Below are 20,669 nucleotides of genomic sequence, written 5' to 3' on the forward strand. Positions count from 1 at the left end.
ATCAATTTTTCTTTCATATTGTTTCTCCTGATTTATGATGGTTAAGGTAAACTGCACATATTATATCAGGATACTCCGCTAAATTGCTATTTAGATTTCCTTCTGGGCCGGTTCAAGCGTTGAATCGTCGCTTTCGTAATAATAGGAGTAATCAATGCCTTTCATGAACATTTCACGATCGTTGATTTTCCTGGTTAATGCCGGTTCGAGAAGAGTTTTCAGTTCTAAACTGTCAACAACACTTTTCCGCATGGCTTCGAGATAGGCGTTTTTATTGACCTTGCTCCAGTCGATACATTTTTTGAGCGTGCGTTTCAACATCAGATCCAGCCAGATACGGGTACTTCTGCCGTTGCCCTCCATAAAAGGATGCGCCACATTCATTTCTACATACTTATTGATTATTTCATCAAAGGTGGTTTCTGGCATATTTTCAATATTGGGCAGAATAGTGGAAAAATACAGTGCATTTGCAAAAGTAAAGCCGCCTTTGCTGATGTTTTTATCCCGGATCTGCCCGGCAAACTCATAAAGTCCGCCAAAGAGATAAGCGTGAATCTGCTGCAGGCATTTTACGCTGCCCGGTTCCAAACTGGCAAGCAATCCACTTTCAAAAAGGGCGTAGGCTTTGGTACGGCTCTTGCCATCAATGGTATCATCACTGTAAGTAAACCACTTGATAAATTGAACCGCATAACGGCTGGGGATATGCTCAACAAGCACAAGAATATCCTGTTGCGAGAAACAATCTGTAAGATACCGTTTGCCATCGGTTGCAGTCATTTTCAGTTGACTACAATTTGTAGTCAACTCAGGATGAGACTTTTTCAGGCGAGTTTTCAGCACGCTCCAATATTTTCTCGGATTTACACTTTCGGTCAAAACACCGACAATATCTGCAATCGAAAATAACCATTGATTAGCGGAATCATCCCATGCTGCCCGCACTTCCCGGTTATTAAAAAATCGGATCGAAACTTTCTGGCTCATACTTCAACCTCCGACACGTCGATTTCCCCGGACATCAGCTTGGGTAACAGTGCGTCTCGCAGCTGGGCCAGTTTTTTATTTTCAAGACAATTTTTCATGATTGTCGTAAATATGGGAGACACATAAGCACTGAATTCTTTTACTTTAGGGTGCTGGGGATCAAAAATAAATATTGATCGTATATCCTCCTGATTTATTCCTGGAATTGCCGCTTTCCCTCCATTGTTTGCTAACCAAGAATAAGGATAATCTGTTTGGAAGTAAAAATATGCAAACGCATTAAATCCCTTGTTTCCGAAATCTAATTTAAAAACATGTTCATTTATATAACATTCTTCGTATGGGTAACCTTCTCCAAACATTGAAAAATGAGGGATGAATGTTCCAGGTTTTCCACCATCTTTGTATATCAAAAGTTCATAGCCATTGATTTTTCCGCGTTTCATGCTATCTGCAAATTCTCTGGGAATAAATTTACCAGAAGAGTAATCGAAAACACCAAGTTTTTTTACGTTTTCTGCGCCAATACTCGGAATCCCTGACTTAACAGCTCCACCTTTCGGGCGTTTCCCCGTTTCCAAAATATGCTCGATGTTTGCAATTTGAACCATACTCAAAGATGCTGGATGTTCTACGGGATCTTCATTTGTAAAAACATCATCTGCAAATGGCTCGAAATCCACGAACCAAGACTTGAAGATCGCCTTTGCCTGTTCTTCCAAATTATGGTTTCCATAAGCAGAAAGCAGGCACAAAGCCATAAAAATTGTCACTATAACAATTTTCATGCGGCGATCCCCTCCAAATTATGGTTTATCTGAGTGTTCAGCTCGATTTTGTCGTCAAAAGACGCCAAGATAGAAGCAATTTTCTGTTGCGTTTTCAGGTCTGGTAAAATGACCGAGATAGACTCAAATGTATCCCGCGTAATAGTATCAAAAACAGAGCCATGAGTATTCTTTTTTATCGTCTCGATAGAATGGCGCAGCAAATAAAAAAGATAGTCATTACAGGTTATTCCAAACTTTGCTCTTAAACCATAGCAAGACTGATTAAAAGCCATTTCCTTTGCAACCTGGGCCAATGCCCCAACTGTTCCCCGCGCAGAAATAATGATTTCTCCTGGATACAAAATTCGAGTGGAACTATTGTTTAGTCCAGCCTCTGTAATTGTTTTTTCGGTTGTAAACACATGTCTAAAATCGTTATTAAAGTCAACGACAGAAAGCCAGGGAATATCACCACCCCAATAATCTGAGCGCGAAGTTTTTGGAGTTCCACCTCCTATAATATCTGCCAATTCGGACAATTTATATTCTTTCATTTCATTCCACCTCAAAACCAATGGCTTTCAGATTCTTTTTGATCTCGTTTTCCAGATCATGGGATTTTGCGAACAGTGTCGAAAGCTCGGTGGTCAGCCGTTCCATTTTTTCGTCAAAAGGTTCGCCATCATCTTCCTGCTCTTCAATGCCGACATAGCGGCCCGGAGTAAGAATATAATCCTGTTCGGCAATCTGGGCTGTGGTGGCAACGGCACAGAAGCCTTTGACGTCTTCCAGTGTTCCGTTTTCGTAGGCATCAAAAGTTTTTGCAAGTTCCTGAATATCTGCATCGGTCAGCATACGCAGTTTCCGGGAAACCATCGTTCCCATTTTGCGGGCATCAATAAAGCAAGTCTTTCCCTTCTGCTTTTTGTTGCGGCACAAGAACCACAGGGAAACCGGGATCTGGGTCGTATAAAAGAGCTGCGTCGGCATTGCAACGATACAAGACACCAAGTCATCCTCAATAATGTTTTTGCGGATTTCGCCTTCGCCGCCGGATTGGGACGAAAGAGAACCATTCGCCAACACCATGCCGATCTTGCCGTTGGGAGCCAGGTGGTGGATCATGTGCTGAAGCCAGGCAAAGTTCGCATTGCCTGACGGCGGCACACCATATTTCCAGCGAACATCATCTTTCAGGCGATCCGCACCCCAATCGGAAAGGTTGAAAGGAGGATTTGCCATCACAAAGTCAGCTTTTAAAGTCGGGTGACAGTCATTGAAGAATGTATCAGCATTATAATTTCCCAGATTCGCTTCAATACCCCGGATCGCCAGATTCATCTGTGCCATCTTCCAGGTGGTCGGATTGGAGTCCTGCCCGTAAACCGAAATATTGTTGATATTGCCCTGGTGGTTTTCCACGAACTTTGCCGACTGCACAAACATGCCACCGGACCCGCAGGCAGGGTCGTAAACGCGGCCGTTATAAGGTTTCAGGAACTCGACCAGCGTTTTTACTACACAGGCAGGCGTGAAAAATTCGCCGCCTTTTTTGCCTTCCTGTTCAGCAAACATGGCAAGACAGTATTCATAGGTGCGGCCCAGAATATCGCGGGTGTCGCCATGATCTTTCATTTTGATATTGGTGAAAAGATCCACAACATCACCCAACCGGCGCTTGTCCAGTTCCGGGCGGGCAAAGTTCTTCGGCAAGATGCCTTTCAGACGGACGTTTTCCTTTTCAATCAAAATCATGGCATCGTCAATGGTTCTGCCAATATCCGGAGTATGAGCAGCTTCCGCAATCTTCGCCCAGCGAGCTTCTGCCGGTACGAAAAAGACGTTGCAGGAAGTATATTCATCACGATCTTCTGCAAAATCCGGATCTTCTTCCATCAATTCATTGTAGCGTGCGTCAAACTTGTCCGAGATATATTTCAGAAAGATGAGCCCAAGAACCACTTGTTTGTACTCAGCAGCGTCCATGTTTCCGCGCAGAATACAAGCGGCATCCCAGATTTCTTTCTCAAAACCAATATTTGCAGTGTTTTCTGACATCTTTATATCTCCCTGAGAGGTTATACATCCATAATATATTATCGTTACCAGAACATCTAACGTCCACTCTGTCACTCGTTGTTAAATTTTTTTCTACTTTTTTCAGGACCTCCTTTGGCGAGCCACGCCTCAATATGGTCCTTTTTAAATTTCCAACATTTACCCATCTTCATAGACGGCATATCATAGTTGGCGATCCAGCGGGAAATCGTATCATGGCTGACGCCAAGATAAGTGCAGATTTCCTTCATTGAAAGCCAGCGGTCGTCCATAATAACCTCTTGTCGCTATTTGCTTTTTATAGGTACAAATTTCCATCATATAAAAGATAGCACGCATTTTCAAATTTTCAAACGCATTTCTACGCAAAACTACGATTTTTCCAAGATAAGCACAAAAGGACCGATCTGAACATAATGTCTGTACTGGCTGAAACAAAACAATTTTTCCAAAGTGTAAAATTTGCACTTTGGGGTTGCACTTTGATATTATTCTACACCATACCTCATTACCGTTATCAGGAGATCGTCGCAGTTATCCAACTTGGCCTCGGTAACGAATGCGTCGACAAATGACTGAAGATAATCGGCTTCACGCATAACTGCCCCGCAGCGGTCCTATATGGCAAAAGCGTTCCCATCTTCTCCAATCAGGCGTACCTTGACGTTGGTGATCGGGACCAGAAGATCATCCTCGATTTCGGTGGTCAGGCAACGATTCCGTAAAACGCGCAGAAAGGTCTTTACCGTCGCGAACTGATTTGTCCGGGAGCCGTTGATCGGATTCACCGATCCGGGTCAACGTGAGCCCCATAAAGGCGCCGTTTCTGTTTTATCGTTCATATAAGGATTGTCGCGCATCATTCCCTATACAATCTCTCGCGCTGTTTTTCCGATAATTACCACGCCACAATTCAGGATTTTTCCTTCAGGTGTCATTTCGTTCATTCTGATTTTCATAGCTATTGAACACCACAAAAACAGGCAACTCTGAACGAATAAAATGGCTGTCATAATTGCTTGTTCGATTTATAAACATTCATGACACGGAAACACAACCGTTTTTCCGAAAATAATATTTTTATGTACGGTTATTTTCGTCTTTTCCGTTCCAACGCTTCATCTGCCATTCTACCGAGTTCCTGTGCTGACGTGTTTTTCAGTATTTGAAAAAGCCGATTTCCAGCCTGCTGTTTTTTCTGCTGCACAGGAGGAATACTTTTTGCCGGTTCAGATGCGGGGAGTGTCGCTGTTCCCAGAGTGGATGATTGAGTTTGGGATGGAGGAATCACGGGATGTTCCAATGAAATCGTGTTTTTCTTTCTCAATGCCGGTGGGCGTTTCCGCTTTGAAGCTCGCTGTTCGCGGACTTTGATGAAACGCATGACCGTGGTTCTGGCAACGTCCAAGCCATCCGCTCTCAGTCGGCGCTGGATTTCGGCGGCAGTTAAAAGGTCGTCATACCACCAGTCCAGAATCTGATCCGTGAACGGAATCAGGCAGCTTCTGAATGCTCCGGGATGCATTCTTGCGACTTTCGTTTGATTCATTATGAGTCCCTCCCTGTTCATTCTTAATTCGTGCGTAATTTATGCCTTATTTACACCTATGTCAAGTGCGTAATTTTATTCCATTATCATATTACGCACGCATTACGCATGCAGAGAGCGTAATGCGTGCGTAATCAAAAGCCTATCGGCCACGATAGGAAATTGCGTCTGCTGTAAGCAGCAAAAAATCAAATTTTTTTTGAAAAAAATTATTTTTTTCCGCAAATCAGCATTGGACTTTTTCGCGATAGCGGATTATAGTATTGCCGGGGTGTGTGGAAAGGTATTTTGTTCACCGCGGCAAAGATCAAAGCCACACATGGCAAAGGTGCGGATTTTTATCGCCAGCACCTTGCCAACAATGACTATTACAGCGAGCATGACAGAGTCGAAGGACACTGGCGGGGCAATCTTGCGTCCGTATTCGGACTTGAAAACGAATCGGTCGCACAGGATGTTTTTTCGCTGTTTCAGCAGAATTTGAACCCATCCACCAAACAGAAATTGACTCCCCGGAACAATCCGAATTCCGTCCGTTTTTATGATTTCCAATGCTCGGCACAGAAGTCCGTTTCGGTGATGTCATTGTTCGATTCGCGCCTGGTTGAAGCGCACCGGAAAGCGGTTGAAATCGGGATGCGGGAGCTGGAACGGTTTGCGGCCGTCCGCATCCGTAAAGGCGGCAATTTCGCGACGAAAAACTTTGCCTATACGGGCAAGATCGTGTATGCGCAGTATCATCATGACACGAGCCGTCTGCTTGATCCGCAGCTTCACACGCACAATGTAATCGTGAATGTAACGCAGGAAGAGAACGGTTCCTTCAAAGCTCTTGACGCTTCGGAAATGTATCGCGCGATCCGGTATGCGGGGAAGTCCTACCAGAACGCCTTGGCGCAGGAGTGCATCCGTCTCGGTTATGACATCGAAATGAAGCGATCCGACAAGGGCGAGATTACCGGATTCGAGATCAAGGGCGTTTCGGAAGATGTCCTGAAACGCTGTTCGCGACGCCGGGAACATTGCGTAAGCAGCCATTTTCTCATACTCCTTATTTTGATTTTAGTTTGAGAACTTCTGTTCTTTCGCAAAGAAGCCGCGCGGCGGACGGGAATCCGTCAGCCGGAAAAGCGGCGCAAAGAACAGAGGGACTGCCGATGCGTCAGCCTGGAAATGTTTTTGAATAGAAAAAGTGCCAGTCAATGGCAGGAGAATGAGGCGGCTGGAAATATTCGAATAAGACTTGTCGAGCGTGTCTTATACTTTGAATTTTTTACAGACTTCCCGGTAATGATCCTGTGCGGAAAGACAGGTGTCATCCAGATATTCCGGGATATCGGCATATTGCCGGAGACCGCGATAATAGAATAATTTGTGTTCGGAATCAATGATGAACGGCATCAGATCGTGCGCGAGACATTCTCTGAACATGATCAGGCGGCCGACTCTGCCGTTCCCATCCTGAAACGGATGAATCCGTTCAAAATCGAAATGGAATTTTACAATGTCTTTTACAGTATAACTCTGCAAAGAGTGATAGGCACTCAACAAGGCTCGCACTTCTTTTCCGACTTTCTTCGGTTCCGTCGTCTCCATTTCCCCGATTGTGTTGGGAAGTTTTTTGTATTGTCCGACCCGGAACCAGTCGAGCCGACTTTGCGAAGTTCCCTGTTTCAGCAGAAAATGATATTTCTTGATGATCTTTTCCGACAATTTTTCTTCCGCAGTATCCAGCATATAGTCAAATGCGGCGAAATGATTGAGCGTTTCAATGATGTCGTCCGTTCGCACTGCGGAGTCTTTTTCACAGAGAACGGAATGAGTTTCATAAATATACCGGGTCTGATCATGAGTCAGCTGATTGCCCTCAATCCGGTTGGAGTTGTAGGCAATCGCAATTTGTGTATAATGATACAGCCCGCCTTTGAGTTTCGCGTTCTTTTCCTGGCGCAGCCGTTCCAAAATTTTGCTCATGATTCATCTTCCTTGTTCATCATGGAAATATACTTCCGAATCGTGGATTTTCAAACTTGCTTAAGTATGAAAAAGAGATACCGCCAGAGGCTTGCTTTCTGACGGTTCTGAATTTTCTTTTACGTGTTTTCTGCTTACTGCATGATTCAAATTTTCTTGTTTCAAAGTTCTGGTACATCAATTTTGAGTTCTTTTTGAAACCATGCTGCAACCAAGCGCCGATGACAGAACTCGCCCTTCCGCTCATAGCAGCACAGAATCGCATTGTCACCCAGTTCGCGATAAACCTGCTCGGCATCCAAATGATCTAACACATACTTCTGATAGTTGCGTATATATTGTTTCTCATCACGATTTTCGCGATATGCGTTCAAAATCCACCACGGTGGCGCGAGTTTTTTGTACTCACGTCCATGAAACTCGCTTGCACTTTTGAGCGCAATTGAAACGATATTATTATGTGTGAGAGTTCTTGCAACAGCAAAATTCGTTGTTTTCATTTTCTGGCCTTTCTCTGAATAATGAAAAATGGTGATCGTTTGTCGTATCTTTTTCAATGTTCCTGGGAAGCCATCTGCACATGGCAGATGCGGCCCCCCCCCTTTCACAATGTCTTTAACGCGATATAACATTTCTTCTGAAAATCGCATCGTAAGTTGCATTTTGTATTAAAAAACTCTGTTCTTTCGCAAAGAAGCCGCGCGGCGGACGGGAATCCGTCCGCCGGAAAAGCGGCGCAAAGAACAGAGGGACTGGTCAGGCGCTCTTCTCAAGAGCTTCCTCCTCGGCATCTTCTTCATCAGACTCATCCGTGATTTCGACTTTTTCGGCAATCACTTCGACGCCGAGGTCGAGGTAATCCGAGAGGCGCGGCATGACTTCGATACGGCGGTCTTCATGGAGCAGGTCCAGCTCGTTCAGCTCGAAAAGGAGTTTGTCGAGTTCCTTCTGAAGTTCGATGCGCTCGTCGGCGTATTTGAATACGCGCTTGCCTTCGGTTTCAGCAAGCTGTTTCACCGCTGCCGGTTCAGTTCCAGCGATTCCGTTTCGCCGACGGCTTCTTTCGCTTTGGCGTCCAGCACGGATTTCAGGCTGGTGATGAGTCCGCTTCCGGTCGTCACATCGCTGCCGACACGGATTCTGCCGTTATAGAATGATTCTCCGGCAAGACGATAACGGATCACCACCTGATCCTCGCGGGCACGGTAAATTTCAAACGGGCAGACCGCTTTGAGTTCGATTTCGATGCCGTTGATTTTCGCATAACCGAGGTCGATAGAAGCATCTTCCCGTTCCCGCCTGGCGTGCTGAATCGCCTGATAAATTCCTTTGTTGGTCAGGTGATTTGCCAGTTGTTTGACCCGATATTCGGATGTGCCTTCCAGGGCAACGCCGTTGATCTCGATTTGCGGGAAGTCGGTCGGGAACGGATATGCCGCAAGTTCTTTCATGCGCTCGATGTCCTTTTCCATGCGCGGAATCGCCCGTTCAAGCTCGGATTTCAAATCTTCATCGCGGCGGACCGAACGGCGGAACTGATATTCCAGCGACTGCAGTTCCCGCAACCGGGTCTCCACTTCGACCTTGCGGATCAGCTTGGGATTGCCGGAAATCTGCGCCGAAAACGAGGCAAAATCAATCGAAGTGTCGTTGATCTCATCCATGTTGCGGCGTTTGCCCTTGAGCGCGTCGTTGATGAACTTCTGCTTGCGGGTCAAAATCTGATACATTCCCGCGTCAAGCGTTTCCGCCATGCCGTAGCGGATCACTTCGACCTCCGGCAGAATATTGCCCTGACGGACCAGGCGTCCGGTCCTTTGCTCGGCGTCAGCCGGGCGAAACGGGGCATCCAGATCATGTTCCACCGCAAGACGTTCCTGCATATTGACACCAGTTCCGAGTTTCTGTGTCGATCCCATGATGACGCGGACATCTCCGCTGTTCACCATGTCGAACACCTCCTGACGCTGCTTGTCGGTCTTATAGTCATTGATGATCGCGATTTCATCAGCGGGAATCCCGCCTGCAATCAGTTTCCGCTTGATCTCGCGGAATACGTCGAAGCAGACCGTTTTGCCATTTTTGAGCTGGAAAAGGTCGCTGAACACGACCTGCGCGGCTTTGATGGAATCGTATTCACGATACTTTTCCAGAATCTTATTGACGCAGACATTGAGCTTGGAACCGGGATCGTCCTTCGCATCGGCGGCAATCAGACGCAGATCAATGGTCGCCTTGCGGGAGAGTCCGTAGATCAGCAGCGGAATGTGCGTAAATTCCCGCTTTTTCGAGTTGTCGAGCTGCTCGAACCAGGTGTAAACATCGCTCAGATAATCCATGAAGCGGGAGACCTGCTCCGTTCGCGGCAGACTGATCTGTTCCGGATGCCCGCCCTTGATCGGCGGTTTCGGAATGCCGGTCAGATCCTCCGGCAGAATCACGTCCGCACAGCTCCGGAACATTTTGGAGAGCTCCACGATGTTCGTGAATTTGCAGAAGCGCGAGACTATTTTGAGGCGTCCGGCGGCATTCAATTCCATCGCCGTTTCGCTCTGGGTAAAAGTCGAAGCGAAACGGTCAAAGGTGTCCACGTGAAATGCCGACAAACTCTCCGGTGATACGTAGCGAACCATGTTGAACAGCTCCGGAAGCTGGTTTGTGACAGGCGTTCCCGTCGCGGTGTAGATATTCCTGCCGCCAGTCTTTTCGCGAATCTGATTCAGCTTCAATGTCAAAGAAAACGCCTTTTGTGAAGCGGCGTTGTTCAGCCCCTTTACCCGCGTCATTTTCGTGACGAAGAAGTTCCGTTTGTAGCTGTGAACCTCGTCCATGAAGATGCAGTCCACGCCCAGTTGGTCGAAGTAGACGATATCCTCGGAGGCATGGCGGTCCTCCAGTTTATCCAGACGGTTTTTGAGGCTGCGTTTGCGCTGTTGCGCCGCTTTCACTTGGCGTCTCGAAAGTCGCATGCCCGCAGAGTTCTCCGTTTGGGCAAGCGCATTAAGTTCCTCCTGATATTTCGCCCGCACGAGGTCGGGATTGTCCTCAATCATATTGAATGAACTCTGAGCGATGATGACGATATCCCATTTGCCCGTGGCAATGCGCCCGAGAAACCGTTTGCGTTTCTCCTTGACCAGATCATTTTTCGTCGCGACCAGGATGTTGGCGGTCGGGTAGAGCTTCGGGGCGAATTCCGCGAACTGCTGAAGCGTGGCGTTCTGAACGACGATCATCGTTTTCGTCGCAAGTTTGAGGCGGATCAGTTCCATCGCGGCGGTAATCATCACGGCTGTTTTGCCGGCTCCGACCGCGTGCGCCAGCAGGGTGTTTTCCTGAATGCACCGCGTGACCGCCCGCTTCTGATGTTCGCGCAGAATGAACGGCTTGCCGTCGATTACCGAACTCGCGCCCGGATAAACGCCGAACGTCGGCAGGTCGTATTGCTGAAGAACATAATTATTGAAGCATTCGTTATAGACCTGTTCGACATCCAGCGCGAGCTCACGGTCATCCATCACGAAGTCGTGGAAACGGTTCTGGATTTCATTCTTGTACTGCCGCGCCATCAGAGTCGCTTCTTTATCTATGACATCCACATACGCTTTGCGATCCGCATTCCAGACCGATTTCTGAATGACCGGATCTTTCAAATTCAAAATGAGTTCGATCAGCTCCACCGTGTCGAGTTTGTCGAGATTATACTGATTCAGGAGCTGGCGGCTCCGGTAATCCGCATCGACCTTCCAACTGTCGGAATCTTCGTCATAATGAATTTCAACTTTGCCGTTCAAGTCTTTGGCGACCCATTTCTGAACGAGTTCCGCAGGCAGCCAGAACGAGCCGAGCGCGAAGTCGATATCTTCAATGGTCAACGGTTTCGGTAAAACCGTTTTCAACGCCTCCACATTGGAGGTCAGGCCATACGCCTGCGCTTCCTCGATTTTCATTTTGATGTGCCCTGAAAGATAGCGGCTTTTGAGTTCAATTCTCTGCGCTGCCGGGTTGTAGAAATATTCGCCGCTCGCCAGAAGCTCCGTCCTGACGCTTTCCGCATCCTTGCCGGTGATCCGGGCGATGTATTCAAGGTCGATGCAGTTACGATAAGCATGGGAAATCAGTCCAGCTTCGACGACGTTTTCCGCATGATCCGGTTCCCGCCACGGCCATTGCGTCCGCTTGAAAAGGATGTCGCCCGGTTCATAGACTTTTTTCGTCGTCTTGATCCCGGCTTTGTTGGTTTCGGTCACTTTGCGGCAGTTTTCAATCGCCGCGACCTTGAGGTATTCGGGATCTTCCACGCAATATTTATGAACGGTTTTGTTGGAAAGCACGCCGTATTTTGCGACATGATCATTGTAAAGACAGCGAAGCCGGATGCGCAAATCCTCAATTTCTTCATCCGGGGCATTGAAATCCAATTGTGCCTCAATGAGTTCATTCAACGCATTCTTGATCTTGACGAAGGAATGGACTTTCTGCGTCTCCTTGAGCGTGAGATTTTCCCCCTTGCGGTCCTTCAGACGGTGTCCCATGCCGTCAATGACCTGATAAACCGCATCCAGCGTGCTGAAAATACTGTATTCCCGGCAGTTTTTCGGCGGTTCCTTCTCCTCCGGAATATCCGTCCGCTCCGCATAGGAAATGACTTCAACTTTGGGCGTAGTCGCTTCCGGAAGTGCATTGCCGAACAGATCGGTATTTTCGGGAACTTCCGGCAGAGCGGGCATGAACTCTTTCCGCGCAATATCGAAATGTTCTTTCAGACTTTTGCCATCCGGCAGAACAGTCGGCGTATTGATCCTTCCATACATCTTGCCGGTGTTCGAGAGTTTGCCGAACACATGTTCCGGATGCTGCGCGAAGTAACAATTGACCTCAATTCTTCCCGTATCATCGGCGGTGTCAACCCATTGCAGATTGCCGGAAAGAGTCTCCCGATAATTTTTCTTCAGGATGAGAATATCGGCGACGATCTCCGTTCCGGCGAAAGTATTGTTCGGCAGACGGTAAGCCTTCACAAGTCCCGCACGCCCGTTCGTAACTAGTGGCATGGAACCGGGTTTGTCCATTGTGGAACTGGAGGTCAGAAGGACGGCATGGCCATTTCCCTTCAGACAATCCAACGCGCGGGCGATGAAATAATTATGCAGATTCCAGGCATTGTAGGAACGGTAATTCCGGTCATACGGAGCAAATCTGCCGAACGGAACATTGCCGATTACGAGGTCATACTGTTCCGGCAGTTTGACCGTCTCCAGCGATGCGATCCGGATGTCTGACTCCGGATAAAGCGTCTTCGCGATGTTCCCGGAAATTTTATCAACCTCGACGGCTGTAAACTCATAGGCATTCTGAAATGGCGCAAACCCGATGAAATTCCCGGTTCCGGCGCCGAGTTCCGCAACCTTGCCGGACTTGATCTCCAACTCCTGCCGGACAAGATCCCACATGAAATCAATGATATATTCGGGCGTGTAATAACTGTCGAGAATGGAGTTCTGCGCCGTCTGATATTCCTCGTCGGGAAGCAGTTCCTTGAGCACCTGACAATGGCGATTGCCTTCCATGAAAACTTCGGTCAGCCCGCCCCATCCGCTGAACTGCGAAAGCATGACCTGCTCCTCGTGAGACGGAACCCGTTCTACAGTACCGAGTTCCTTCAGCAGACGGATCGCCTTGAGATTCGCCTCAATCCTCGCCGCCGGAGTTGTCGGCATCCCATGCCTGCCGTCATTCTGAAAGTTCCGCGGAACGACCGTTTCCGGAACCTCCCGCACCTTCGATTGAACTGCCGCCTGCATCGCGGCAAAATCAAATAAATCCAACTGTATTGCTTCCATCATCCTTATCCTTTCGGTTGATTTTTTGCCCGAGGGCTGACGGACTGAAACAGGATGCAGCGTCATCCGGTCCGGCAGCCGGAAAATCAAACGAAAAGCGATTTCTCTTTCTATTGAACAATTGTTCTTATATACAATTTGATGATGATATTGCAGGATTCCGACAATAATAATTTGTATTTATCATTTATTAAATTGCTTCTTCATTCGAATTTATAGGTAAAACCCGCTCTGTTTGAACGTAAATTTTTTGACAATCAAAAAATGACGGATGTATTAGGAGGTGTATTACAGGATTCGGAGGAAAAAAGCTATTTTTTTCTTTCCAAATCGGCGAAAGTCGTCATCATATCTAGTTCAGGTGGCTGTCTAGCATCAAACGGAATAAAAGCGACCTACGGGAGTGTTATGCCGGATTGGTGCTAGACTGACGACGGGTTCTGATTCGGCATCTGCCGGGGAAAACAGTTTACAAAATGGCATTTTCCCCGATTTCAATCAGTCCTTTTCGGTTGATCAATAACTCCAGTTGCCGTTTGACCATTTTACTGAATCTGTCCAATGGCAAAGAACGTATCGGCTGGCTTCAGTTGACTGCCGGCATGGGAGATATGCCGCCGTGTCCGGCACAATTCGTGGATATTAAGCTGGTCGATCACGAAAAAGCTTTCAAGTAGTTGTTTATCAATAAAAAGCTACGTCTTTCCACCGTGATTTCTCATTAGCTAATAAGCTTTAATCATCGGTACACTTTGTGCCAGGAAATGAACATGGTCTTTATCCACTCTATTTCTGCAAACCTGACTTCATGGCGTTCGCTTATGCCAAATACAAATACGACGCAAACGTCGGGGAATTTACCCTCTTCGATTAACCTGAATGTTGCCGGCTGTCTTCATTTCTCTTTTTTATCGTGAGGCGACGATACTGAGCCGGAGTGATTCCTTCGGATTTTTTAAATTGACGATGAAAATTCGCTACGTCGGGATAACCGGAAGCCTCGGCGATTTCAGCGATGGAGTGGCCGGTGTGTTCCAACAGAGTCTTCGCTCTCTGAATGCGTTTTTCCCGGATCAGTTGCCCCAGCGTTCTGCCCGTGGTCTCCTTGATGACGCCGGCAGTCCGTTTCACACTTAAATGGAGAGTCTCGGCCATATCTTCAAGACTCAGTTTTCCATGGGCATGTTCCTGAACCATATACTCTATCTGGATGGGACGAGGCATTTTTTCTTCCTGGAACAACTTTCCGCTTGAGGATTCATACCATAATTTCAGGCGGGCCGCCAGCTGCCGGAAACCTTCCAGCGTCAATTCAATTTCTTCCGCCGAAATCTCCGGCAGCTCAACCGGCTCTTCCGGCTTGAGAACGGCATTGTCCCGCAGCACCAGCAGATGGTCCGGGAGCATTTCCGGCGGACGCCGCAATCCCGCAGTCAGGATTGCCAGAAACCGATACCCGGAAAAGATTGAAACAACCAGCTCCAATGCTCCGGCATGACAGATTTTGACTGCGCCGTCCCGCAGCATCCATGCCTTGGATTGGGTCTGCAGGTAGTCGCATTGAAGGCAATTCGCATATTGCAGGGAAATTTTTCTCACTCTGCAAAACTCATTCATGTGCAGACGCCGTTCCTGAACAATGCAGTTCGTGAAGCTGTTTGTCCAGTCATAGAATGTAACCTGCAGTCCGCTCCAGGTTTCAAAGCACTTCAATGCTTTTTCCGGTATCTCATGCATTTCACACCTTTCCTCAAGAGTCCCTTGGACATATAATAATGCATCTATCTGAAAAATGCAATGTTTTTGATACTCCGGACTATTGTTTTTGAGAAAAATCTGACATATAATTTAAACAGCGAATTATTGAAAGGGAAATTATGGATAAGCAACTTATTTCAAAACAAATTCCACTGTCTTCAGGCTGGGATGTCATTGTTGTCGGCGGAGGTCCCGCCGGAAGCACGGCCGCGGCGGCCGCCTCCCGGCTGGGGGCGAAAACGCTGGTCATTGAACAGACCGGAGCCCTCGGCGGAATGGGAACGCAGGGATTGCTTCCGGCCTGGTGCCCGTTTTCGGACGGCGAAAAAATGATCTATCGCGGACTTGCCGAAGTCGTTTTCAACCGCGCATCGGCGTTTGTCCCGCAGAATGAGCCGGGAAAGCTCGATTGGGTTCCGATCGACACAGAAGGCCTGAAACGGGTTTATGACGGAATTGTCACGGAAAATGGTGCGGAAGTCCTGTTCCATTCGTTCGTCTGCGGGGTGGAGAAGAAATCCGACCGGGAAATCGACGCGCTTATCGTCGGCAACAAGCGCGGACTGACCGCATATCAGGCGAAAACCTATGTGGACGCCACCGGAGACGGGGATATTGCCGCATGGGCGGGTGCGGATTTTGAAATCGGCGAGAAGGGAACCGGAAAGCTTCAGCTTTCCACGCTTTGTTTCCATCTGGATAACGTGGATTCCTTTTATTATCCGCATACGGTACGCAACTTCATCCACGGCGGAGATCCGCGCTCGGTCATTCACGACATCATGGCGGACCCGGAATTTCCCTCCATCAATCATCCGCATTTGTGCAACAACTTTGTCGGCCCTTCAACTGTCGGCTACAATGCCGGGCATCTTGCCCTGGATACGCTGTCGCCGGAGAGCGTGTCGAGGGGAATGATAGCAGGACGCAAACTCGTTTCGGATTACCGCAATGCCCTGGCGAAACATGCGCCTGATGCGTTCGGCGGTGCTCACATCGCCGCGACAGCCAATCTGATGGGCGTCAGGGAAGGCCGGCGGATCCGGGGCGATTATGTGCTTTCCTGGCGAGATTATGTCGAACGCCGTTCTTTCGACGACGAGATCGGGCGCAACAGTTATTTCATCGATATTCACGGTGGCGACTCCTCCATTACCAGTGAAGCACAGGCGCTTCTCAAGGAAAAGGGGCACTGTGAAAAAGGTGAATCACATGGGATTCCATACCGTTCCCTCGTTCCGGAAAAGCTGGACAATCTGCTGTTGTCGGGACGCTGCATCTCATCCGACCGCATTGTCTACGGAAGCATCCGGGTCATGCCGGTTTGTCTGGTGACCGGAGAAGCGGCGGGGACAGCCGCCGGATTGGCAGTAAAGAGCGGCGTCCTGAATCTGCACCATGCGGATGTCACGGAGCTGAGGGCCGAACTTTTGAAAAATAGCGCATATATCAAATGAAAGGATGTTTTATCATGAATGGAGAATCCTTTAATGGCGCAGGACGGAAACAGTATTCGCTTCAGCTATTCTCGCTGATAGAACTCCTGATTGTGATCGCGATCATAGCGATTCTGGCGGCGATGCTGCTGCCGGCATTGAACAAGGCGCGGGAGAAATCGATGGCAACCGCCTGTTCTTCGAATTTGCGTCAGATGGGGCAGGTTTTTCAGATGTATACGGACACCTATGATGATTGGCTGCCTCCGTCGATCGACTACAGCGGCACCTACAACCGCTGGCAAAGTTATCTTTACAGTTTCTTTAAACCGGAAGTTCCTTTGGCGCAGGAAAACTGGCATACCAACTCACCAGCCCGCCTAGGGACGCCTTATGCTTTTTTCCGCTGCCCCTCGCAGAAGCTGGAATTTGCCTGCCAGCATTTCGGGATCAATCATTATGTAAATGGAGCAGCCGCCCCCAACGATGGAATCAGAACCCTGAAAAAATTATCAAGACCTTCTGCGCGAATGCTTGTAATGGATTGCGGAACGTTGAACGGGAAAAACTCCGGCGGAACTGACATAACCCAAGATTATTCACTTGGGATGCATCAGGCTGACGGCAGGCTTTACATCGGCCGCCGCCACAATGACGGCCCTGATATTCTCTATTGCGACGGACACGTTGACTGGAAGCGCATTTCTGCCGTTCCTGCGGATTGGGAAGATTACTTCTGGGGCTTTGGAGTAAAGAATTAAGCTGAATGAAATCACAAGGAGAAATAGACAATGAAACTGAAATTCGGCAGTTGTCTGCTGGCGTTGAGTCTGCCGCTGCTTGTTCCGGCAGGCAGCCTTTTCCCGGAGTTCGATGAAATCCCCGCGGCCCTGCGGTTTCCCCGGCGGGCAAAAGCAACCATCAGCAAGGACGGTGATTATCTGATCAACGGAATACCGCGTTTCATGATCGGCACGGAACTCGATATTGAACGTATTGCGGAAGATATGATGCCGACGGAAGGCTATCCGGACAATCTGAAGTGGCTCTATGAAGGCCCTCTCTCCTACCGGACGGCACAAAGGGCCGGAATTGATGCGATCTCCCTTCAATTTCCGCCGAACTGGATTCACGAAATCTATCCGGCATGGAAGCCTTACCGGCCCTCAGGGAAAAATAAGGAATACGCCAGCCAGGTTCTGGCAAACGGTCTGCCAATCCGCATGGACACCTCCTGCCAATTCTGGAAACATGGGCGGCTCGCCCTGAAACGTCTGCATCCGGAACTTCATGAACTTCTGCCGCAGGAAGCGTATGGGAAAGGGCATTTTATCGAATACAACATCTTTCATCCCGAAGCACGGAAAATCTACAAACGCTACTGGGAAGCAGCACTGGACATGTATCAGGATGAACTCAACCGGCCGCCGATTGACGTTGAACTCTTCAATGAACCGTCTTACGACGATCCATCCCCGTACAACCGTGAACTTTTCGCAAAATACCTTGAAGAGAAGTATGAATCCGTTGACGCGATGAACCGGCTCTGGCGCACGGAATACCCCTCGTTTGAGGCGGCGTCACAGTTCCGCCAGCGCACGGATCATGCGGGACTTTATGTGGATTGGGGGAAATTCATGGAAAAAGGCATGACCGATATCAACCGGTTCGGCCGCGATGTCGTCAAGAGCAAAAGCCCTTCTACCACAGTATCGTTTCAAATTATGGGCATGGACAATTATCGCCGCCTGCCGGCCACTAACATGAACAGTTATGAAGTCCAGAAACTGATGGACGTCATAGCCCTTCCCACCGGAGCCGGCCTGGAATTCAGCACCGATTTCGACCGTGCCCCGGCATGTTCGGTCGAAGCTCCCGGCAATCCCGGCGGCATCGGAGAGGGAATGCTCATGCGCGCTTTCTACCTTAATGTGGGAGAAGGCAAGCCGCTGATCAATGCCGAAGCATATACCGGCAATACGTTCGATATGATTTCCAACCAATTGTGGATGGACATGATCCGCGGAACTTCCATTACCTACTTATTCGGCTGGGGCAAAGGCGCGCAGAACTGGAAACCGCGCGGAAAGGCGGAAGGCGGGAAACGCTTTGCGGAACAGTACCGTTATCCGGTACTCAACCCATATGGAAAACCGCCGGAAGCAATTGCCGCGCTCTATCATACCAAGGCGGAAATTTTCCGCTTCAATGACTATTTTGTTCCACGCGACCGCGGCGTCAAAGCACAAGTTGCGCTTCTCTTCTCCTATCCTACGGAACGCTTCGGGGGCTTTTCCGGCAATTCCATAAAAAATGAGATCCGCACCTATACATCCGCTCTCACCTATGCCCATTATCCGCTGGATGTCATCATGGAAGAACAGTTGCCGGAAAAGCGCCAGGAGAAGTACAAGGCGATCGTCGCCGCCGGGATCGGCAACACTTATCCTGAAACCCTGCCGGCTCTGGAGGAATTCGTCCGCGGAGGGGGCATTCTGATCGCCGCCCGCGACACCATGCCTTTGGACGAATACGGCAACCCCGTGCCGGGACTTTTTGACGGGCTGACGCTCAAACGGCGCAAACAGAGTGAACCGGTCGTGATTGTTCCCGGCGCGGAGCTTCCCGTACCCGATTCGCTGCCGGGCAGAATTACCGGACGCAACGACGCGGATTTGACCCATTCCGCGAATTGGCGGGTGATCGCCTCTATGAAGGACGCTCCGGCGGTCCTGATGAAAAAAATCGGCAGAGGAACGGTCTACTTTATCGTGCCGCAAATGCAGGATTATCCGGTCGCGGCGGTGGCGGGAGGCTTGCTGCGCAAACACGGCATTGAGCCGGAACTGGATCTTCGCCGCATACCGCAAAACGACCTGGCATTAAATCTGGAAGCGCACGTCGCCAGGCGCAAGGGCAATGTGCTGGTCTCTTTGATGAACGCCGACCGCTATCCTAAAATGATTTCGGTCAAGCTGCCGGGAGGGACCGCCTTTGCCGCGGATTTGCTGAACAACCGTGCATTGCCGATTGAGAACGGGCGCGCCATCGCTCTGGTCGGAGCCGGCAGAAAAGCGGTTCTCGGTTTCGGTCCGCAGGAGAAACTGGAGTCCGAATTCGGCAAACTGCCCGCCATCAGCCGGGAAGAGCTTTCCGGCGAATTCCGGCAGGAGGAGAAGAAATTGGAAGCAGAACGCCTCAGAAAGCAGGCCGCTGCGTTCCGTTATGACCTCAACTTGGCTCAAACCTTTACCATTGATTTGCGTCCGTTCGCCAACTCTCTCTACTGGGACAACACGGCCGGAGACGGCAAAGGCGGATGGACGGATCAGGGCAAGGATAATTCCCTTGACAGCGTACCCTGGGATCCGGAAGTTCTACTGGGAGTGCCCTGCGACTTCATCCGGTTCGATATGAACGGCGACAAATCCTGCATCATCCTGCATTCGAAGTCTGTCAAAATCCCGCGTCCGTCCGCTGTCAACGACATCCCGGTCAATGCCAAGGTCAGCCGCCTGTTTTTCTTCCATACCGCTGCGTGGGTGGGGAACGATACGCCGGTGATGACCTACCGCATCCGTTACGCCTCCGGCAGAACGGTTGACATTCCGGTTGTCGCCGGGCGCAATATCGGCAACTGGTGGATAAGTTATGCGCCGCCGAGCCTGCGCAAGCACATTGCGTGGAAAAATATGGATGGCAAAGGCATTTACCTCTACTGCTGGGAAAATCCCGATCCGTCCGAGGAAGTCCGCAGCATCGATCTGCTTTCCGCGAACAACGAATCCGTCGGCATTGTGATCGGCATCACCGCCGAACGCTTTGTGCCGGGCAGCCGTATCCCGGTCGCCATCGGCAGAACCGGCGGGTGGGGAGGCGCCAAACCCCGTCTGGAAAACGGCACGGTTTATGTGGATATCGGCAGCGATTTGAAAAACTGGGCGGGTGTCGGCATCGAGTTCCGCACCGCCATCCCGGTTGCGGAGCTGAAGGACAAGATGTTGAAATTCGAGATGAACGGCGGTAAAGATGCCTTCGGCAACAGCAGAGGCGGTCAGGCGCTTCAACTGGTCGGCGACGGCACACGCATCATTCTGGAAAAGCCGGACAACGACCCGGACTCGTTTGAGTCGTACAGCATTTCGGTTTCCCGCCTGATCCCGGAACATTCCAAAGTGACCGAACTGCGAAAATTGACTTTCCAGTATGTCGGTTCCGGCGACAGCGGTTTTGAAGTGCGCAATATCACCTTTGAAGACAATCCTTCAATTTCAAAATAAGGAATTCAAGC

The 20,669-nt window shown here is 49.3% G+C and carries 15 protein-coding genes; 4 read left to right on the forward strand and 11 right to left on the reverse strand.

Features of this window, described 5'->3' with window-relative positions; all coding sequences use genetic code 11:
- Positions 1 to 90 precede the first annotated feature (90 nt).
- The 6 genes from fic to C8D82_RS20885 all read right to left on the reverse strand — a co-directional run bounded on the left by fic (position 91) and on the right by C8D82_RS20885 (position 5,367).
- Entirely contained in the window at positions 91 to 990 is a 900-nt protein-coding gene (gene fic / locus C8D82_RS18915) for a protein adenylyltransferase Fic (RefSeq protein ID WP_116885856.1), read from the reverse strand.
- Positions 987 to 1,778 (reverse strand): restriction endonuclease subunit S, encoded by a 792-nt coding sequence (locus tag C8D82_RS18920; RefSeq protein WP_116885857.1) that lies wholly within the window; start codon positions 1,776 to 1,778, stop codon positions 987 to 989. Before C8D82_RS18920 ends, fic begins: the two co-directional genes overlap by 4 nt.
- Positions 1,775 to 2,314: a restriction endonuclease subunit S gene (locus C8D82_RS18925; RefSeq protein ID WP_116885858.1), complete on the reverse strand. Its 540-nt coding sequence runs from the start codon at positions 2,312 to 2,314 to the stop codon at positions 1,775 to 1,777. The genes C8D82_RS18920 and C8D82_RS18925 overlap by 4 nt, the downstream gene beginning before the upstream one ends.
- A 1-nt stretch (position 2,315) precedes the next feature.
- Positions 2,316 to 3,818: a type I restriction-modification system subunit M gene (locus tag C8D82_RS18930; protein ID WP_116885859.1), complete on the reverse strand. Its 1,503-nt coding sequence runs from the start codon at positions 3,816 to 3,818 to the stop codon at positions 2,316 to 2,318.
- A 71-nt stretch (positions 3,819 to 3,889) separates the two neighbouring features.
- A complete protein-coding gene (locus tag C8D82_RS18935; protein WP_116885860.1) occupies positions 3,890 to 4,090 on the reverse strand; it encodes a helix-turn-helix domain-containing protein in 201 nt (66 codons plus the stop codon).
- An 818-nt stretch (positions 4,091 to 4,908) separates the two neighbouring features.
- On the reverse strand, positions 4,909 to 5,367 hold the full coding sequence (locus tag C8D82_RS20885; protein WP_133245295.1) for a hypothetical protein: 459 nt from the start codon (positions 5,365 to 5,367) through the stop codon (positions 4,909 to 4,911).
- Between the two features lie 273 nt (positions 5,368 to 5,640).
- On the opposite strand from C8D82_RS20885, the gene mobF reads away from it, so the two are divergent.
- Positions 5,641 to 6,438 (forward strand): MobF family relaxase, encoded by a 798-nt coding sequence (mobF, locus tag C8D82_RS22425; protein WP_116885861.1) that lies wholly within the window; start codon positions 5,641 to 5,643, stop codon positions 6,436 to 6,438.
- Positions 6,439 to 6,624: 186 nt separating this feature from the next.
- Here the strand turns inward: mobF and C8D82_RS18945 are convergent, their stop codons facing one another.
- The 5 genes from C8D82_RS18945 to C8D82_RS18970 all read right to left on the reverse strand — a co-directional run bounded on the left by C8D82_RS18945 (position 6,625) and on the right by C8D82_RS18970 (position 14,921).
- Entirely contained in the window at positions 6,625 to 7,341 is a 717-nt protein-coding gene (locus C8D82_RS18945) for a Fic family protein (RefSeq protein ID WP_207776191.1), read from the reverse strand.
- 161 nt (positions 7,342 to 7,502) lie between these two features.
- The gene (locus C8D82_RS18950; RefSeq protein WP_116885863.1) at positions 7,503 to 8,003 is read right to left on the reverse strand and encodes a DUF488 family protein, N3 subclade; all 501 of its coding nucleotides are present in this window, start codon (positions 8,001 to 8,003) and stop codon (positions 7,503 to 7,505) included.
- 94 nt (positions 8,004 to 8,097) lie between these two features.
- Positions 8,098 to 8,358, reverse strand: a complete 261-nt coding sequence (locus C8D82_RS18955) for a hypothetical protein (protein ID WP_116885864.1) — start codon at positions 8,356 to 8,358, stop codon at positions 8,098 to 8,100.
- Positions 8,355 to 13,187, reverse strand: coding sequence for a DEAD/DEAH box helicase family protein (locus C8D82_RS18960; RefSeq protein ID WP_165833200.1), 4,833 nt, complete (start codon positions 13,185 to 13,187; stop codon positions 8,355 to 8,357). The genes C8D82_RS18955 and C8D82_RS18960 overlap by 4 nt, the downstream gene beginning before the upstream one ends.
- An 867-nt stretch (positions 13,188 to 14,054) precedes the next feature.
- Complete coding sequence (locus C8D82_RS18970; protein ID WP_116885867.1) at positions 14,055 to 14,921, reverse strand: helix-turn-helix domain-containing protein; 867 nt, start codon at positions 14,919 to 14,921, stop codon at positions 14,055 to 14,057.
- Between the two features lie 140 nt (positions 14,922 to 15,061).
- Here C8D82_RS18970 and C8D82_RS18975 point away from each other — a divergent pair, with 140 nt between their 5' ends.
- The 3 genes from C8D82_RS18975 to C8D82_RS18985 are packed head-to-tail and all read left to right on the forward strand — an operon-like array spanning position 15,062 to position 20,658.
- On the forward strand, positions 15,062 to 16,399 hold the full coding sequence (locus C8D82_RS18975) for an FAD-dependent oxidoreductase (protein ID WP_116885868.1): 1,338 nt from the start codon (positions 15,062 to 15,064) through the stop codon (positions 16,397 to 16,399).
- Between the two features lie 14 nt (positions 16,400 to 16,413).
- The gene (locus C8D82_RS18980) at positions 16,414 to 17,139 is read left to right on the forward strand and encodes a prepilin-type N-terminal cleavage/methylation domain-containing protein (protein WP_116885869.1); all 726 of its coding nucleotides are present in this window, start codon (positions 16,414 to 16,416) and stop codon (positions 17,137 to 17,139) included.
- Between the two features lie 30 nt (positions 17,140 to 17,169).
- Positions 17,170 to 20,658: a beta-galactosidase gene (locus C8D82_RS18985; RefSeq protein ID WP_116885870.1), complete on the forward strand. Its 3,489-nt coding sequence runs from the start codon at positions 17,170 to 17,172 to the stop codon at positions 20,656 to 20,658.
- The last annotated feature ends 11 nt before the right edge of the window (positions 20,659 to 20,669 follow it).

This window comes from Victivallis vadensis, from assembly GCF_003096415.1.
GTDB lineage: Bacteria > Verrucomicrobiota > Lentisphaeria > Victivallales > Victivallaceae > Victivallis > Victivallis vadensis.

Excerpts from the sequence above, each read along its gene's own strand:
- C8D82_RS18980 (WP_116885869.1), top strand. The coding sequence starts at position 16,414 with ATGAATGGAGAATCCTTTAATGGCGCAGGACGGAAACAGTATTCGCTT.
- C8D82_RS18935 (WP_116885860.1), bottom strand. The coding sequence starts at position 4,090 with ATGGACGACCGCTGGCTTTCAATGAAGGAAATCTGCACTTATCTTGGC.
- C8D82_RS20885 (WP_133245295.1), bottom strand. The coding sequence starts at position 5,367 with ATGAATCAAACGAAAGTCGCAAGAATGCATCCCGGAGCATTCAGAAGC.
- C8D82_RS18945 (WP_207776191.1), bottom strand. The coding sequence starts at position 7,341 with ATGAGCAAAATTTTGGAACGGCTGCGCCAGGAAAAGAACGCGAAACTC.
- C8D82_RS18920 (WP_116885857.1), bottom strand. The coding sequence starts at position 1,778 with ATGAAAATTGTTATAGTGACAATTTTTATGGCTTTGTGCCTGCTTTCT.
- C8D82_RS18930 (WP_116885859.1), bottom strand. The coding sequence starts at position 3,818 with ATGTCAGAAAACACTGCAAATATTGGTTTTGAGAAAGAAATCTGGGAT.
- C8D82_RS18925 (WP_116885858.1), bottom strand. The coding sequence starts at position 2,314 with ATGAAAGAATATAAATTGTCCGAATTGGCAGATATTATAGGAGGTGGA.
- C8D82_RS18985 (WP_116885870.1), top strand. The coding sequence starts at position 17,170 with ATGAAACTGAAATTCGGCAGTTGTCTGCTGGCGTTGAGTCTGCCGCTG.
- C8D82_RS18970 (WP_116885867.1), bottom strand. The coding sequence starts at position 14,921 with ATGCATGAGATACCGGAAAAAGCATTGAAGTGCTTTGAAACCTGGAGC.
- fic (WP_116885856.1), bottom strand. The coding sequence starts at position 990 with ATGAGCCAGAAAGTTTCGATCCGATTTTTTAATAACCGGGAAGTGCGG.
- C8D82_RS18960 (WP_165833200.1), bottom strand. The coding sequence starts at position 13,187 with ATGATGGAAGCAATACAGTTGGATTTATTTGATTTTGCCGCGATGCAG.
- C8D82_RS18950 (WP_116885863.1), bottom strand. The coding sequence starts at position 8,003 with ATGCAACTTACGATGCGATTTTCAGAAGAAATGTTATATCGCGTTAAA.
- C8D82_RS18975 (WP_116885868.1), top strand. The coding sequence starts at position 15,062 with ATGGATAAGCAACTTATTTCAAAACAAATTCCACTGTCTTCAGGCTGG.